The organism is Streptomyces sp. AB3(2024) (genome assembly GCF_041862025.1).
GTDB lineage: Bacteria > Actinomycetota > Actinomycetes > Streptomycetales > Streptomycetaceae > Streptomyces.
The window spans coordinates 12,011-27,219 of record NZ_JBGWAB010000014.1 but is presented as its reverse complement, the minus strand read 5'-3'; the positions used below and the strand labels follow the sequence as shown (position 1 = coordinate 27,219).

14 protein-coding genes are annotated in these 15,209 nt (G+C 72.2%); 5 read left to right on the top strand and 9 right to left on the bottom strand.

Annotated features, from left to right (window positions below):
* The first annotated feature begins 10 nt into the window (after positions 1 to 10).
* On the top strand, positions 11 to 2,005 hold the full coding sequence (locus ACEPPI_RS08815; protein ID WP_373914659.1) for a hypothetical protein: 1,995 nt from the start codon (positions 11 to 13) through the stop codon (positions 2,003 to 2,005).
* Positions 2,006 to 2,048: 43 nt separating this feature from the next.
* Here ACEPPI_RS08815 and ACEPPI_RS08810 read toward each other — a convergent pair whose 3' ends face one another.
* The 4 genes from ACEPPI_RS08810 to ACEPPI_RS08795 all read right to left on the bottom strand — a co-directional run bounded on the left by ACEPPI_RS08810 (position 2,049) and on the right by ACEPPI_RS08795 (position 6,894).
* A complete protein-coding gene (locus ACEPPI_RS08810; RefSeq protein WP_373914658.1) occupies positions 2,049 to 2,936 on the bottom strand; it encodes a hypothetical protein in 888 nt (295 codons plus the stop codon).
* Between the two features lie 76 nt (positions 2,937 to 3,012).
* Positions 3,013 to 4,560, bottom strand: coding sequence for an AMP-binding protein (locus ACEPPI_RS08805; protein ID WP_373914657.1), 1,548 nt, complete (start codon positions 4,558 to 4,560; stop codon positions 3,013 to 3,015).
* A 213-nt stretch (positions 4,561 to 4,773) separates the two neighbouring features.
* Positions 4,774 to 5,856, bottom strand: coding sequence for an SGNH/GDSL hydrolase family protein (locus ACEPPI_RS08800; protein ID WP_373914656.1), 1,083 nt, complete (start codon positions 5,854 to 5,856; stop codon positions 4,774 to 4,776).
* 192 nt (positions 5,857 to 6,048) lie between these two features.
* Positions 6,049 to 6,894 (bottom strand): helix-turn-helix transcriptional regulator, encoded by an 846-nt coding sequence (locus ACEPPI_RS08795; protein WP_373914655.1) that lies wholly within the window; start codon positions 6,892 to 6,894, stop codon positions 6,049 to 6,051.
* Positions 6,895 to 7,066: 172 nt separating this feature from the next.
* Between ACEPPI_RS08795 and ACEPPI_RS08790 the strand changes: the two genes are divergently transcribed.
* On the top strand, positions 7,067 to 7,810 hold the full coding sequence (locus ACEPPI_RS08790) for an SDR family oxidoreductase (RefSeq protein WP_373914654.1): 744 nt from the start codon (positions 7,067 to 7,069) through the stop codon (positions 7,808 to 7,810).
* Between the two features lie 239 nt (positions 7,811 to 8,049).
* On the opposite strand, the gene ACEPPI_RS08785 is transcribed toward ACEPPI_RS08790, so the two are convergent.
* Both ACEPPI_RS08785 and ACEPPI_RS08780 read right to left on the bottom strand, forming a co-directional pair.
* Positions 8,050 to 8,559, bottom strand: coding sequence for a RidA family protein (locus tag ACEPPI_RS08785; RefSeq protein WP_356225715.1), 510 nt, complete (start codon positions 8,557 to 8,559; stop codon positions 8,050 to 8,052).
* Positions 8,560 to 8,758: 199 nt separating this feature from the next.
* Positions 8,759 to 9,493 (bottom strand): dienelactone hydrolase family protein, encoded by a 735-nt coding sequence (locus ACEPPI_RS08780; protein WP_373914653.1) that lies wholly within the window; start codon positions 9,491 to 9,493, stop codon positions 8,759 to 8,761.
* A gap of 598 nt (positions 9,494 to 10,091) precedes the next feature.
* Between ACEPPI_RS08780 and ACEPPI_RS08775 the strand changes: the two genes are divergently transcribed.
* Positions 10,092 to 10,568, top strand: coding sequence for a hypothetical protein (locus ACEPPI_RS08775; RefSeq protein WP_373914652.1), 477 nt, complete (start codon positions 10,092 to 10,094; stop codon positions 10,566 to 10,568).
* 10 nt (positions 10,569 to 10,578) lie between these two features.
* On the opposite strand, the gene ACEPPI_RS08770 is transcribed toward ACEPPI_RS08775, so the two are convergent.
* The 3 genes from ACEPPI_RS08770 to ACEPPI_RS08760 form a co-directional block, all read right to left on the bottom strand.
* Positions 10,579 to 11,322: a helix-turn-helix transcriptional regulator gene (locus ACEPPI_RS08770; RefSeq protein ID WP_373914651.1), complete on the bottom strand. Its 744-nt coding sequence runs from the start codon at positions 11,320 to 11,322 to the stop codon at positions 10,579 to 10,581.
* A gap of 10 nt (positions 11,323 to 11,332) precedes the next feature.
* On the bottom strand, positions 11,333 to 12,271 hold the full coding sequence (locus ACEPPI_RS08765) for an alpha/beta hydrolase (protein ID WP_373914650.1): 939 nt from the start codon (positions 12,269 to 12,271) through the stop codon (positions 11,333 to 11,335).
* 117 nt (positions 12,272 to 12,388) lie between these two features.
* Positions 12,389 to 13,861 (bottom strand): sialidase family protein, encoded by a 1,473-nt coding sequence (locus tag ACEPPI_RS08760; protein ID WP_373914649.1) that lies wholly within the window; start codon positions 13,859 to 13,861, stop codon positions 12,389 to 12,391.
* Between ACEPPI_RS08760 and ACEPPI_RS08755 the strand changes: the two genes are divergently transcribed.
* Complete coding sequence (locus tag ACEPPI_RS08755; protein ID WP_373914726.1) at positions 13,860 to 14,048, top strand: hypothetical protein; 189 nt, start codon at positions 13,860 to 13,862, stop codon at positions 14,046 to 14,048. The genes ACEPPI_RS08760 and ACEPPI_RS08755 overlap by 2 nt on opposite strands.
* On the top strand, positions 14,002 to 15,195 hold the full coding sequence (locus ACEPPI_RS08750; protein WP_373914648.1) for an amidohydrolase: 1,194 nt from the start codon (positions 14,002 to 14,004) through the stop codon (positions 15,193 to 15,195). Before ACEPPI_RS08755 ends, ACEPPI_RS08750 begins: the two co-directional genes overlap by 47 nt.
* The last annotated feature ends 14 nt before the right edge of the window (positions 15,196 to 15,209 follow it).

Here is a 15,209-nt window from a genome sequence, read left to right as displayed (position 1 = left end):
GGAGAACCCGATGACGCGTTCCCGTGTGTCACTCCTGTCCGCCCTCGCCCTGCTCCTCCCGCTCACCCCGCTCGCCCTCGGGGGCCAGGCCTCGGCGGCGGCGCCGGGCCCGGCCGCGGGGCGGTCCGCACCGCCCGCGCCCGCCCCGCTCACCGTCGTCAACCCCGGCTTCGAACAGGGAAGCGCGGGCTGGCAGTTCACCGCCGGGACCGGAGTCGCCACGAACTACCCGCACGGCGCGGCCCGCCTCGCCTACCTGGACGCCGGACCCGCGATGAAGGTGTCCCAGACCGTGACGGCCGCCGGCCGGGGGACGTACGACATATCCGCCTGGATCGCGACCGGGGGGCCGAACGGCCGCTACGTCGCGCGCGTCAACGGAACGGTCGCCGCCGCGCTGACCCTGCCGGGCGCCACGAACTACCGGCGCTACACGCTGAGCCGCATCGCCCTCGCCCCCGGCGACACGCTGGAGATCGCCTTCGAGTCGGGGGACGGCTGGGTCAACGCCGACGACGTGATGCTCTCCCCCGCCTCCCCCGCGGACCCGAAGATCAGCTCCTCCGACCCCGAGATCGTCGAGATGTTCGACTGGTCCAAGCGCAAGGCCAACAGCTGGGTACACCTGCCGGGCACCGAGGGCCCGCTCAACGTCGACGAGAACCACACCGGCGGCAGCGGCACCGGCGCCTACGCCGCCTCCTACTGGGCCGGCTACGCCAACCGCAGTGGCTACTACTCGCGCGACACGGCCCACCAGCTGGCCGGCGCCGGGGTGCTCTCCCTGAACGCCGAGAACCGGACGATGCTCCGTTCCTTCGCCGCCTCCGCCACCCCCGAGCACAAGTACTACCCGGCGTGGGCCATCAACTTCGACGCGAAGACCTACCTCTCGATCGACTACAGGAGCCCGGCGAACTTCGTCCGCGAGGTGCCCGCCACCTTCGAGCTGGTGCAGAAGGCCGAGGAGGCGTACCGCTGGAGCGGCGACCGCTCCTACCTCGACGACCCCGTCCTGTGGAACTTCTACCGGCACGCCACCGACGAGTTCGTCACCCTGCACGACGGGCTCAAGGACAACGGGGCGGTCAAGGTGGCCGAAGGCACCGGCCAGGGCATCTTCCAGGGCACCGCCAGCTACAACGAACAGAGCGGCGAACCGCTCGCCGAGGCCGGTGACGCCATCGGCTCCCAGTACCAGGCCTACCTGGCGATGGCCTCGCTCGCCCGTGCCAAGGGGGACCGCGCCCTCGCCGACCGCTACGGGGCCAAGGCCCGGGACCTGAAGGCCTACTTCAACTCGACCTGGAGCGGGACCGGCTCGGGCGCGGACATGGTGCGCGGCTACACCACGGACGGGCGCGCCCTGACCGGCTGGGGCAAGGAGAACAGCTGGTTCATGCCGATGAAGCAGATCCTCGACCCGGGACCGCGCCGGGAGGCCTATCTCGACTACATCGACCAGCAGGCCTCGGGCCCGGGCCGGCCCGACAACATCGAGGCCCTCACCTACCTTCCGGACACCTTCTTCCGCAACGACCGCCCCGACACCGGCTGGAAGTGGATGAAGGAGGTCTATGACCACAAGGACATCCAGCACGTGAACACCAAGCAGGGCACCAACGGGGACTACCCCGAGGTCTCCTTCACCCTGCTCGGCCAGACCGTCGAAGGGCTGCTGGGAGTCTCCCCCGACGCGCCCGCGCACGCCCTGAGCACCCGGTCCCGGCTGCCCTCGGGGATGGACTGGCTGCAGATCGACGACCTGCGGATCGGCGACTCGGCCTTCTCCCTGCGCCACGACGGGACGACCCGTTCCTCACTCACGCACACCTCGGGCCGCTCCTCCTACACCTGGGAGGCCCGCTTCCCCGGCACCTACCCCACGCTGAAGGTCAACGGGGTGGCCCGGCCGGCCCGTACCAAGGTGATCGACGGGGTGACGTACACCTACGTGACCCCGCTCGTCGCCCCGGGCCGCACGGTCACGGTCCAGGCCGGCTGAGCCCCGGCGGCCCGGTGGGGACCGCCGGGCCGCCGGGCGGGTGTCAGATCTCCAGGGCTCCGGGGAACGGTCCGTTCCCGACGCCGGGAGCGGTGACGGCCAGCCAGCCGTGACCGCTCATGGGGGTGTCCTCGTCGATCTGCTCCGGGTCGACGGTCACCGTTTGCGCCACTTCGTTGGCGTTCGCCTCGCAGGAGGCGTTCGGTTCGTACAGGCCGGGTTCCCAGCCTTCGTCCTCCGTCTGGGGGACCTCCCAGGGCAACGGGTCTCCCGTCCATGCCGGTTCGCGGTAGGTCCGGTACGAGCGGATGACCCGGCCCTGCTCGGCGATGGCCCAGCCGTGCTCGTCGTCGTAGGCGTCGCGGAAGTAGAAGTGGGCCTGCCCGCAGTGCGCGCTGACCCGGGCCAGGACCTCCTCCTCGACGCAGCCGGACACCGGGCCGCCGAACACCATCCGCCAACCCTGGAACTCGGGCGTGACGAAAGCCCGGTGGACGGTCGTCTCCTCGCCGTCGGGGCCGGCCGTCACGGCCGTGTCGTGCTCCACCGCCGACATTCCCATGGCCATGGTCGCGGGGATGCGATCGTGCAGTCCCAAGGCGTCGAAGACGCCCTCGTACGTGGCCGCCGGCACGGCGAGCCACAGGAACGGGCAGTGGTAGTCCAGCGGCCGGTCGGTCGGCAGCTTGATCCGGACCAGACGCTCCAGCGCCCGCCGGTCCCGGTCACTCAGCTCGTCCCCGGCACCGATCGCCGCCAGCGCGTGCAGCGCATGGCGGCGCAAGGCACCCGGCCCGCTCCGCCGTATCTCCAACAGGGCGCCGATCCCTTCGGATCCGAGCGCCTTCAGGTCCTTCTCGGCCTGCCGCACGGCATCGCGTCGGGCGAGCTGCGACAGGAGTGACTCAAGTGTCGGGTTCTGCGTACTCATGACGCCGACCCTAGAACAGGTCATGATCGGCCGGGTACTTCACCGACCGCGAGGTGGAGCGGGCCGGAGATCGCGGTCAGGCAGCCGGGGCCGGCTCGACCGCCCGGCTGCGGAGCAGCTTCTTGTCCGGCTTGCCCACGTCGGTCAGGGGCAGCGCGTCGACGAATGCGATGCTCGCGGGCTCGTACATGGCGCCCTTCCTTTCCCGCACCATGGCGCGCAGCTCCTCTTCGTCGACGTCGGCGCCCGGCGCGCGGACGACGACCGCGTGGACCCGCTCCATGAGGTTGGCGTCGGGGACCCCGAGCACCGCGCTCTGGTGGACCTGCGGGTGGGAGTTCAGCACGTCCTCCAGTTCCACCGTGTACACGTGGCCCCCCACCACCACGATCATGTCCTTCAGCCGGTCCACGATCGTGATGTAGCCGTCCGGGTCGACGAACCCGATGTCACCGGTGTGCAGCCAGCCGTCCCGCAGTACCTCCGCGGTGAGCTCGGGCTGCTTCCAGTAGCCCTGCATCACGTGCCGGGAACGTACGCAGATCTCGCCGTGTTCGCCGGCGGGCAGGTGCCGTCCGTCGGCGTCACGGACGGCGACCTCGACGCCTTCCATGATCTTCCCGGCGGTTCGCAGCAGTTCCGGGCGCAGCGGATCGTGGTCCTGGGGGGAGAGCATGCTGATCCCGCCCGCTTCGTTCTGGCCGTAGAACTGGTTCAGCACGGGACCGAAGCGCCGGACCGCCGCCGCGAGACGGGCCGGGGAGGAGGCGCAACCCCCGTAGGTGAGCATGCGCAGGCTGGAGGTGTCGGTACGGTCGACCTCGGGGTGATCCATCAACTGGTAGAGCAGCGGCGGCAGCAGGAACGTGTGGGTGATGCGCTCGCGCTCGATGGCGCCGAGCACGGCGCCGGCCTCGAACTCGTCCAGCAGGACGACGGTGCCGCCGCAGTGCAGCGCGGTGTCCGCCACGAGGCCCGCCGCATGCGCGAGGGTGGTGCACACCAGGGCCCTGACCTGGCCTTCCCCGGACCAGTCCGGTCCGACGGACACCCACTGCCCGAAGGTCGTACAGATGGCCTTGGGATGACCGGTTGTCCCACCGGTGTGGCGGATGGTGCAGATGTCCTCCGGCTGCGCGGAGCCCGGCAATACCTCGGTGGACTCTTCGGCGGCGAGCCGCACCAGGTCGAGGCCCGCGCCGCTGCCTGCGCCTGCGCCGAGGACCAGCACCCGTTCCAGCGGCAACCGGCGGGCCAGGTCTACGCCGCGCTCGCGGTGGGCGGGGTCGACTATCAGCGCCCGGGTGTCGACGTCCCGGAGGATGTCGGCGTGCACGTCGGCCGAAAGGCCTGCGTAGAGATGGTTCACGGCGCAGCCGAGCAGCCCGGCGGCGTAGCGGGCCGCGATCGTCTCGGGAAGGTTGCCGGAGAGGAGGGTGACCGTCTGGCCGCGCGTCACCCCCTGGGAGCGCAGTGCGCGTGCCATGCCGTAGACGAGGCCGAGTAATTCACCCGCGCTGAGGCGTCGGTCCCGGTGGACCAGGGCCTCACGGCCCGGTTCCTTGGCCAGGGCGTCAAGAATCTCTTCGACGTGGCTGTGGAAGTGTTCGGTGGTGTCGTCCATAACGGTCCCCATTGGTTGACTTGAGCAACTAGTGGGAGGTTAACGGTCACCTCTCCACACGCCCAAGCCGGACGCCGACATCCGGCCAATGCCCGCGCCGGACCACGGGGCGTGGATGACGCAGCTCCGGGTGACCGCACAGGTCGGCCACCCGGAGCCCTCAGCCGGCGCACGGACGCCCCGGACTCCCCGGCGGCCGGCTGGTCGGGGGTGTCACTGCACGATGCCGGCCTTGCGCAGCGCGGCCGCGACCTGGGCGGTCTGGTTGTCGGCCCCGCGCTTGTTGGGGTGGAAGGTGGTCAGGGTCTCGTCGCCGCGGAAGATGCCGCCGCCGTGGGCGAGCAGGCCCTGCAACCAGGCCGTCCAGCCGGGGGTGAAGGGCGGCATGTCCTTGCCCGCGGGGAAGCGGGCGGGCTTGTAGCCGTCGAGCCTGTCGTCGAACTCGTAGCGGCCGTAGAGGCCGAACATCCACTTCTCGGCACCTTCGCGGCAGACGTGGTGGGCGCGGCTCGATTCGGCGATGTCGACGTAGGTGTGCCCGTGGGCATGCGCGGAATCGCGGATGACGGAGTCGACCAGGGCGAACTGCTCCTGGATGAAGGGCATGTCGCCCTTCTTGATCGTGATGTTCTCGTCCAGACCGCCGTCGCAGGTGCCCTGCCCGGCCGCGGCGGGGAACAGCGTGGGGTAGCCGACGAAGAGGAACCGGGCGTGCGGGGCACGCTCGCGCAGCTCCGGCATCATCTTCGCGAAGCCGCTGCGCAGGTCGTCTTCCTTCTGCGCGAGGTCCGCGCGACCCTCTGCGGTGTTGCGGTAGTGGTCGGCGCCGGGGCTGCCCGAGGACGACGCGCCCAGGGTGGCGCACTTGGCGATGATCTGGCCGAGGTTGTACTGGTTGCCCCCGATGCCGATGGTGGCCAGGGTGGTGGCCGCGCTCAGCGCGTCGATCTGGGCGGGGCGGGAGGTGGGGGTGAATCGCGGCATGCCGCTGTCGTCGACCGGGACGAGGGGCGGGCCTCCGAAGACCGTCTGCGGGACGAGGATGCCTCCCAGCCCCAGCCCGCGGTCGTCGATCGCCGCACCGCCGCAGGTGACGTCGATGAACTCGTGCCCGGAGAGGACGGTGTGGGCCAGCTGCTGCGGATAGCTGTCCCTCGACCGGCCGGTGTAGTCGCCGTCCGGACCACCGAGGCCGCCACCCACCGGCTCGCGGACGAGGTTGGCGTCACCGCCGATGAACTGGCCGGCGCTGTAGGAGTCACCGAGCGCGACGTACTGGGGCTGGATGCTGGACATGGAAGCCTTCCCGCGAGTCGACACCGTGTGTAGCGTCCACACTACACACGGTCACGTCGGGGGATACAACACACGCCTAGACATCTGGCATATGACGAAAACCGGCTCCCCTTCCCACGGAGCAGCGGCCCTTCCCGCCCACCGGGCCTGCGACGAGGTCGCCGCCGGCTGCCGCCGGATCTCCGGCCCGGGTCACCGGCGCTCCGGTGCCGGTTCGCTGCGGCGTGTGGCGTGGAGACTGCCGAGCAGGGCGAGGCCCCGGTCGCCGGGGCTGCCCGGTTCCGCGTGGTAGATCACGAGCTGCTGTCCGGGTGCGCCGCGAACGTCGAAGGACTGGTAGGAGAGCGAGAGGGGGCCGACCTCGGGATGGACGAGCTCCTTGGTCTCGTGGGTCTTCCCGCCGACGGTGTGCGCGGACCACAGCGCGGCGAACTCCTCGCTCGCCCCGAGCAGGACGTCCAGCACCTCGCGCAGGCGCGGGTAGTGCGGTTCGAGGCCGCCCGCGCGGCGCAGGGCGGCTGCGACCGCCCCGGCCGACCGGTCCCACCGCGCGTGGAAGGCGCGCCCCGCGGGATCGAGGAAGGTCATGAGGGCGAGGTTGTCCGCGGCCCGGAACGGCGAGAAGAGCGCCTCGGCCAGGCCGTTGGCCGCCAGCAGGTCCAGCGCCGGGTTGAGGACGAACGCGGGGGTGTGCGGGTAGCCGTCCAGCAGTTGGCGCAGCACGGGCGCGACCGTCTCCCTCGGCTGCGGCCGGTCACGCCGCGGCCCGCTGCCCGCCAGCCGGTACAGGTGGGCGAGGCCCTCGTGGTCCAGCCGCAGGGCCGTCCCGATGGCGTCGAGGATCTGCGGCGAGGGGCCGCGCTCGCGGCCCTGTTCCAGACGGGTGTAGTAGTCGGCGTTCATCCCGGCCAGGACCGCCACCTCCTCCCGGCGCAGCCCCGCCACCCGGCGGCGCCCGTAGGACGCCAGCCCGACGTCGGCCGGCATCAGCCGTGCGCGGCGGGCCCGGAGGAAGTCACCGAGGTCATTGCTGCTCATCTCCCCAGGCTAGACCGGGCCCGGGCCGCGAGCCCGGGTGCGCCGTACCCCGGCACGGACCGTCCTGGCCCGGCCCCGGCCGCCGCACCAGACTCCGGAACACGAAACCGTACGGGCCCTTCGGCCTCTCGACTCCGGCGCTTCGTACGGGACTTCCCCAGGAGGAACAGGCATGACAGACACCACCGCCCTCACCCGGACCGTGGCCGTCACCGGCGCCAGCAGCGGCATCGGCGAAGCCACCGCACGCCGCCTGGCGGCGGACGGGTACCGCGTCCTGCTCGGCGCGCGCCGCGCCGACCGGCTCGAACGGATCACGGCGGAGATCACCGAGGCGGGCGGCGAGGCCTTCTTCCGCCGGCTGGACGTCACGGACGCGCGGGACACCCGCGCCTTCGTCGACGCGGCGCTCGGCGCCTACGGCCGCCTCGACGCACTGGTGAACAACGCGGGCCTGATGCCGCTGTCCCCGCTCGACGCCCTGCGGACGGACGAGTGGGACCGCATGCTCGACGTGAACGTCCGGGGCGTCCTGCACGGCATCGCCGCCGCCCTCCCCCCGATGCGCGCCCAGGGCGGCGGGCACATCGTGAACATCGCCTCCGTGGGCGCCTACGAGGTCTCACCCACCGCCGCCGTCTACTGCGCCACCAAGTTCGCCGTCCGCGCGATCTCCGAAGGCCTGCGCCAGGAGTCCGCCGGCGGTATCCGGGTCACCCTCGTGTCCCCGGGCGTCACCGAGTCCGAGCTCGCCGACACCATCGGCGATCCGGTGGCCCGGGAGGCGATGAAGGCGTACCGCGCCGTGGCGCTTCCCGCCTCGGCGATCGCGGGGGCCATCGCGTACGCCCTGGCCCAGCCCCCGGAGGTCGACGTCAACGAGATCGTCGTGCGTCCGGTCGCGAGCGCCCGGTGACCGGCCGGGCGCGGACTCGCGGTCTGCTCGGCGGCGTCCGCCCACCACTGCCGGACGGCGAGCGCCTCGGACGAACGGCCCGGCCGGTCTCGCCACGGGTCCGTTCCCGGCTCCGGGTCGACCGATCGTAGGCCCTGGACGGCACGAGGCGGGGGGGGGGCGGGGCCCCCCGCCGCCCCCCCCCCCCCCCCCCCCCCCCCCCCCCCCCCCCCCCCCCCCCCCCACCCCCCCCCGCTCGGTCAGGAGCGCGGCGACACCAGCGCGACGGCCTCGATCTCCACCAGCTGATCGGGGAACGCGAGGTCCGTGACACCGAGGATGGTGTCGGTCGTGCGGTGGTTGCCGTTGTACTCCTTGTGCAGGCGCGCGGCCGTGTCGAAGTTCTTGCGCAGGTCCTTGGTGTAGATCTTCATGCTGATGATCTGGCTGCGCGGGATCTTGTAGTGCGCGAGCACCTTGTCCAGGTTGTCGAACGACGTGCGCACCTGCTTCTCGAAGTCGCCGACGCCCACCAAATTCCCGGCCGCGTCGTGCGACAGCTGGCCCGAGATGTACACCGTGTCCCCGGCTCTGATCGCCTGCGAGTACCCGTAAGACCCCTCCCACGGCACCCCGAACCCGAAGTGGTCCCAGCCGCGGCGCCCTTGGTCCTGCGCGCTGGCTCCCTGCAGTCCCGTGAAAGTGATCATCGCGGCCACGACCGCGGCCACCACGGCGGTGATGCCGACCCTGCGCCCTGACTTGGTCATTTCCCTCGTCCTTTCGTGCCCGGTGGAGCCTGGAGCCACGACATTGACATCGCGCGAGCGAGAACTCCTCGAACGGGAATCGATTGGACGTGGAACCACCGAGCGAACCTGCGTGCCTCCGTCAACGCGCGCTCCGGCTGGGGCAGTTGCCCGTCGGCATGGGAAGGCGTGACGCCACCGCACCTTCGGAGGTGCGTACTCAGCCGCCGGTCAGTGTGCGGTCGAGGAGGGGGAGCAGGCGGTTCCAGTGGCGTTCCAGAGCACCGGGGTCGAAAGCGTCGGTGTCGGACATGGTGAACCCGTGCACGGTGCCGGGGTAGATCTCGGAGGTGTGGTCGACGCCCGCCGCGTCCAGGGCCTGGTTGAGTTCGGCCAGGGACTCGGGCGTCAGGTCGCTCTCGGCATGGCCGAAGTGGACCCGGGCCGTGATCCGGGCGAGGGCGTCGAGCCCGTCCGCCGCCACGGGTGCGTGGAACGCCGCGACGGCGGCCACCCGGCCGGGGTGGGCCGCGGCGGTGCGCGTCGCCAGCAGGCCGCCGATGCAGTAGCCGGTCACCGCGACCGGCCCGGCGGCGACCTCGGGCCGGGTGGTGAGGAACCTGAGGTATGCGTCGGCGTCCCTCAGCGCACGTTCGGCGGTGTGCTCCTCGATCAAGGGCATCAGCCGGGCGAAAACGGCCGGCCGCGCCTCTTCTCCGATGTACTCGGGAAGCTCGATCACCGGGGTGGGGCCGTGCCGGTAGAAGGGATTGGGGACGAGCACGTAGTACCCGTGGCCGGCCAGTTCGCGGGCCATCTCCCGGAGCGCGGGCCGGATTCCGAAGCCGTCCGGGTACATCAGGACCCCCGGGTGCCGACCGCCACCCTCGGGGTAGGCGGCGAAGGCGTCGGCCAGGCCGTCGGCGGTGGGAACGTGCAGCGTCGTGGTGGGCATGTGTGTGTTCTCCTGTCGTGGTTGACGCATCGAGCGGTGATCGACACGACAGGAGGCGGAGCCCGCGCGGCAGCGCCGGATCCGCGGTCCGACTGCGGGCCGGCACCGGCCCGTACGGCGCTCAGAGGAGCACCGGGTCACCGATCCGTGTGTGGCGCAGGGCCGTCCCGGTAGTCATAGCCGCACAACGTAGCCCACCGGACAGGATCCGCGCCAGTACCCCACGGGCCACCGCGCCGGTCCCGTACCGCCCGTGGACCCCGGCGCTTCCCGTCCCCCGTACACCCGGCGCATTGCCGCGGCGAACGCTGACACCGCCGTCGGGTGCCCCGTGGAGAACCCCGCCGCAGTCGCCCGGACGGGGTCCGTGCAAGATGGCCCTGCCGGCCAGGACCGTGGTCGGCTCCAAGCCCGAGGAAGACCCATGTCGACCGCTGGACCCTGGCCACCGGCACCCTCCGCGCCGTGGCCCCCCGCCCCTCCCCGGCGATACGGAAAGTGGCTCGCCGTCGGCGGCTGTACCGGGGCCCTGGGCTGCGCCGCATTGGCGTTCCTGGCAGTGGTCTGCGCCGTGTTGGCGTTGATCGCGATGGTCTTGTTGGGACGTCTCTGGGTTCCCGGCGCTCCGGGCGACGCCGTCGTGCTGACGGGTGCCGAGGCCGCAGGAGTGTGGGAAGACGGACAAGGCGGCAGCCTCGTCCTGGCCGGGGACGGGACGTTCACCGCCTCATCCGCCTGTGGCAGCTACTTCGACCCCCAGAGCCGGGCCACCTCCGGATTCGGCCTGGCCTCGGTCAAGACGGGTACGGGGACCTGGGACCTCCGATCGGCATCACCGATCGGGGGCGGCAAGCCGCAGTCGACCCTTCACATCGCATTCGGCCCCGACGGTGTGAGCGGCAGTTACGAGGCCACCGGCACGACCGCGGCCCCGATGCTCTGGACGTACATCGGTGATCCCGACGACGGGGAGCGCTGCATCCTCAAAAGGGCGGCCGTCTCCGGCGCGCACGGCGAAACGCGCTCCGAACCCGGCACCGGCGCGACCGTGCCCGTGTCCGCCCGCGTGCCGTGACCGGGAAGGTTCACCGGCGGGGTGCCGGCGGTCGATCGGGGCGGGGTGCGAGCGGGGCCAGTGTGGTGGGCCGCACGGCGCCGGACGCGGCCGAGCCGCGCAGCAGTTCGGTCAGGTCGTGGGGCTGGGCCGGCTCGGCGGTGGGGGCCGCTGCCGTGATGCGGTCCAGCCGGAAGCCCCGGCCGGCCCGTCGTGTGCGGCACCAGGCGATGAGGTACCACCGGCCTTCGGCGGTGAGCAGCCCTGCCGGTTCCACCTCCCGGTCGCTTCCGCGGCCCGCCGCGTCCGTGTAGGTCAGCCGGAGGACCGTGTTCGCGCCGAGGGCCCGTTCCACCGCGGCGCGGACCGCGGAGTCGGCCGACGAGGGCTGCGCCACGATCCGTGCGGCGAGTTGCCGCGCCGCCGCCGAGGCGGGACCGGTCATGGAGGCCGCGATCTTCTGGGCTGCCGTACGGGCCGCACCGCCGTACGGGGCGCAGGCATCGGCGGCGGCGAGGGCTACGGCCAGGGCCGAGGCTTCATCGGCGGTGAAGTGGATCGGGGGCAGGGTCATCTCCCGGTCGATGGACCAGCCCCCGCCCCGCCCGGTCGTGGTGCGTACCGGGACACCGGTCTCCATCAACGCCTGCAGGTCACGCTGCACCGTCCGCGCGCTCACCTCGAACCGTGCGGCGAGCGCCGCGACCGTCATCGGCCGCGGCGCCACCGCGCGTAGTTCTTCCACCAGGGCGTAGAGCCGGACCGTACGGTTCATGCCGACGACGCTACCGTCCCGCGGAGGCCAGGAAGTCCTGCTCGCGCCGGAGTTGCCGCTCGGTGACGGTCAGCGGGAACAGGGTGAAGCCGTGCATGGCGCCGGCGACGAGTTCGAGTTGCGCGGGCGCGCCCGCCGCCCGCCACCGCCCGGCCAGGAACACCGAGTCGTCCAGCAACGGATCCTCGGTGCCGACGACGATCCGGGCCGGCGGCAGGCCTGCGAGGTCGGCGTACAGCGGCGAGACCTCGGGATCCCGGCGCCGCTCCGCCCCCATGCCCGGCGTGCACTGCTCGTAGGTCCACCGCAGCGTGTCGGTGTTGCTCAGCAGCCGCCGGGAGCCGAACGATCGCTGGCTCGGTGTCATCGACAGGTCGTAGGGGCCGAAGAGCAGGTGGGCCGCCCGGAACGCGCCGGTGATGCCGTGCCGGTCGCGAAGGCGCAGCAGCGTCACCACGCTGAGGTGGGCACCGGCCGATTCGCCTCCGATCAGAAGCCGTTCGGTGCCGAACTCGGCCGCGGCGTGCCGCACCAGCCATCGGGCCGCCGCTTCGCAGTCGTCGGGCCCGGCGGGGAAGGGGTGTTCGGGTGCGAGGCGGTACTCCACGCTCACCACGGCCAGCCGTGCCCGCTCGGCGAGCCGCCACAGCCTCTCGTCCTGGCCGTCCGAGGAACCGAACATCCAGCCGCCGCCGTGGATGTGGAGGTACACGCCGTCGACGTGGTCCGGCCTGAAGACCCGTACCTTCACCCCGCCTTCGAGGATGCGGTCCTGGCCGTGCGCCAGTCTCACCGGTGGCGTGTCGCCGCCGAGCCGGTTGCGCCGCAGGCCGGCCAGGAGGGCCGGGTCCGGTGTTCCCGTGCGCTGCGGTCGGCTCGCGGCGGTGGCCTCGAACCGCTCGTTGAACGTCAGGGTCTCTGCGAGGCGGTCCTCGTCTGTGATCATCATGTCGCCCATGCTCACAACGGTGTGCGACAGCGTGATGTCACCCTTTTCCGGAGAGCTGCGTCACACTCCTTCCGTATCGCCGTATCGCCGTATCGCCGCAAGGCACGACCGGGGCGGTCACGAGGTGCGGAAGCCGCCGCTGTACACGTCCGTACGGTTCTGGGGTGCGTCGGAGTGGGTCTCGGTGAGAACCGCCCGTACTCCCTTGCCGTCCGCCACCAGGCCCTGGTAGTCGCCGAGGAAGTAGCCCCCGGCGAACGGCGCCTGAAGCCAGTCGAAGACCCGTGAGATGCGTCGCTCGCTCCTCAGCTTCGGTTCTCCGTGCGGCAGCGTGGCCAGCTGGTAGGCGGTGGGCAGGGTGGTGGTGTCGCCCGGCTTGAGGAAGCGCAGGTCGTAGTAGGTGAGCGCGACCGTGCCCCGCTCGTCGACGGCGATCGACGGGGAGAAGGCCGGCACGCCCTCCGGGCTGATCAGCTCCGGAGTCCCCCAGGTGCGTCCGCCGTCGGTGGAGCGGACCAGCTGGACGGCGTCGAAGCTGCCGCCGGAGAAGTCGGAGCCCTCGTAGGCCATGTAGAGGGCGCCCGTCTTCGGGTCGACGGCCGGGCTGGGCAGGGTGGATCCGGCGCGCAGGGTCTTGGCGGGGTCGTTCGGGTCGACCTCCGGTACGGAGGTGTCGCGGACCACGGTGACGGGGGCGCTCCAGGTCCGTCCGGCGTCGGTCGAGGTGACCATCTCGTAGCGGGCTTCGGCGACGGTGTTCAGGTCGTCGGTGTAGGTGATCCGGTCGAAGAAGTCGTACAGGGTGCCGGTGCGCCGGTCGACGACGATCTGGTGGCCGATGGTCTGGGTGTTGGGCACGCCGCTGGTCTCGACGAACGGCCGGGCCCGGCTCCAGGTGCGGCCGCCGTCGCGGGTGAGGGAGATGTAGCCCGGACCGTCGAGGGAACTCGGGCCGGGCGGGTCGTTGTCGAGGCGGTTCCAGACCTGGTAGGCGGTGCCCTCGCGGATCGGGTCGGCGGTGAGCGTGGGCTTGTCGTTGAAGAACGGCTGCTCGTCGACGTGCGTGGTGGTGAGGTTCTGCCAGGTCCGGCCGCCGTCGCGGGACGTCGCGGCCAGGAGGGCGGTGCGCGTGCTCCTCGTGAAGTCGACGCCCTCCCCACCGGCGTAGACGGTGCCGTCGGGTCCGGTGCTCACCCAGGGATCGGAGGCCCGTTCGTAGTCCGCGCCGCCCGGGGCGCACAGGCTGAACGGCAGCGTGCTCCGGTGGAACGTGTGGCCGTCGGTGGTCCAGCCGGCCGCCAGGCCACGGGCGCCGCCGTCGTTCCAGCGGTCCTGCTGGAACACGGTGACCACGCGCTTCGGGTCGCGCGGATCGACGGACAGGTAGGGCTCGACCTCGGTCCCCGGATAGACGATGCTGTCGGGCGACCTCGCGCCGATGGTGCAGTCCGCGTACGGGTCGCCGTCGGACACCTTGACCAGGGGTGCGCCGTCGGGGCTCCGGTCCGCTGCGGCGGGAGCCGCGCCGGTGACCGTGGTGAGCAGGATCGCGGCGGTGGCGACAGCGGTCATGGGCAGGAAGACGCGCATGCGGGATCTCCTCCGGGCCTCGGCGGCCGGGGTTCGCGGGACCGCCGTCAGCGGGGCGGCGTGGGGCGCGGAGGCGTACCGGAACCCGATGGCGGGACGACTCCGCTGGATCCTCTTCGGCGCCGCGGCCGGTGTCCTTGATGGGCCGGACGGCGGAGTCCTGGAAGTCGGTTCGGCCGCGTGGTGATCGGTACCCGGACCCTCGGGCATCGGACGCGCGCGGCCGGCCGACCGGGCTGCTCCAGGAGGACGCGGCCTGCGGGCTCGTGGAGCGCGTCGCCCCCCGGCCCACCCACCAGGAGCAGCGGGAACGGCTCGCCGCCGCGCTGCGGTCGATGGCCGCGGCCGGACTGACCGGCGGACACGTCATGGACGCCAACGGGAGCAGCCTCGGCCTCCTCTCCGAACTCGACGCGGCGGGCGAACTGCCGCTGCGGCTGCGGGTCGCGCCCTGGTGCCAGCCGGAGACCGACGCGGACGGGGTGCGCGCCATCGTCGACCGGCAGGGCACGGGCTGCCGGCTGTGGCGCGTCGCGGGCGTCAAACTCTTCATGGACGGCACCATCGACAACGGCACCGCGTGGCTGGAGCGCCCGGACTGCCACGGCGAGTCCACACACGCCTTCTGGCCCGACCCGGCCGCCTACACCGAGGTCATCGTCGCGTTCCACCGGGCCGGTGTGCCCACGGCCACGCACGCCATCGGCGACGCGGCCGCACGGCACGCACTCGAATCCGTCGAGAAGGCGCGGGCCGCGACCGGGGGTCGCGGCGGGAACGGCGCCGGGGAGGTCAGGCACCGGACCGAGCACATCGAAACCGTCCCCGACGACACCCTGAACCGCTTCGCCGAGCTCGGCGTCCTCGCCTCCATGCAGCCCACCCACTGCTGCGACTTCACCCGCGCCGATCACGCCGACAACTGGTCGCGCCGCCTCGGGGAGGAACGCGCCGCCCGCGCCTGGCGCTGCCGCGACCTGTGGGACTCGGGTGCCACCGTCGTACTGGGCTCCGACTGGCCCATCGCCCCCTACCCGCCGCTCGGCGTCATGGCGGGCGCCTGCCACCGCCGTCCCGGCCGCGACCTCAGCCTGCCCCCGCACGCCCCCGAACAGGCGCTGACCGCCCTGGAGGCCCTCCGCGCCATGACGGCGAACGCCGCGTACGCGGCCGCGGAGGAGCACGAGGCGGGCCGGCTCGCCGTCGGCCATCGCGCCGACCTCACCGTCCGGGGCGGCGACCCGCTCACCACACCGGCCACCGAGCTCCCCGATCTCCCGGTACTGCTCACCGTCCTCGACGGCCGCCCCACGCACCGCCACCCGGGCCTGTGACGCACCGCCCTCGG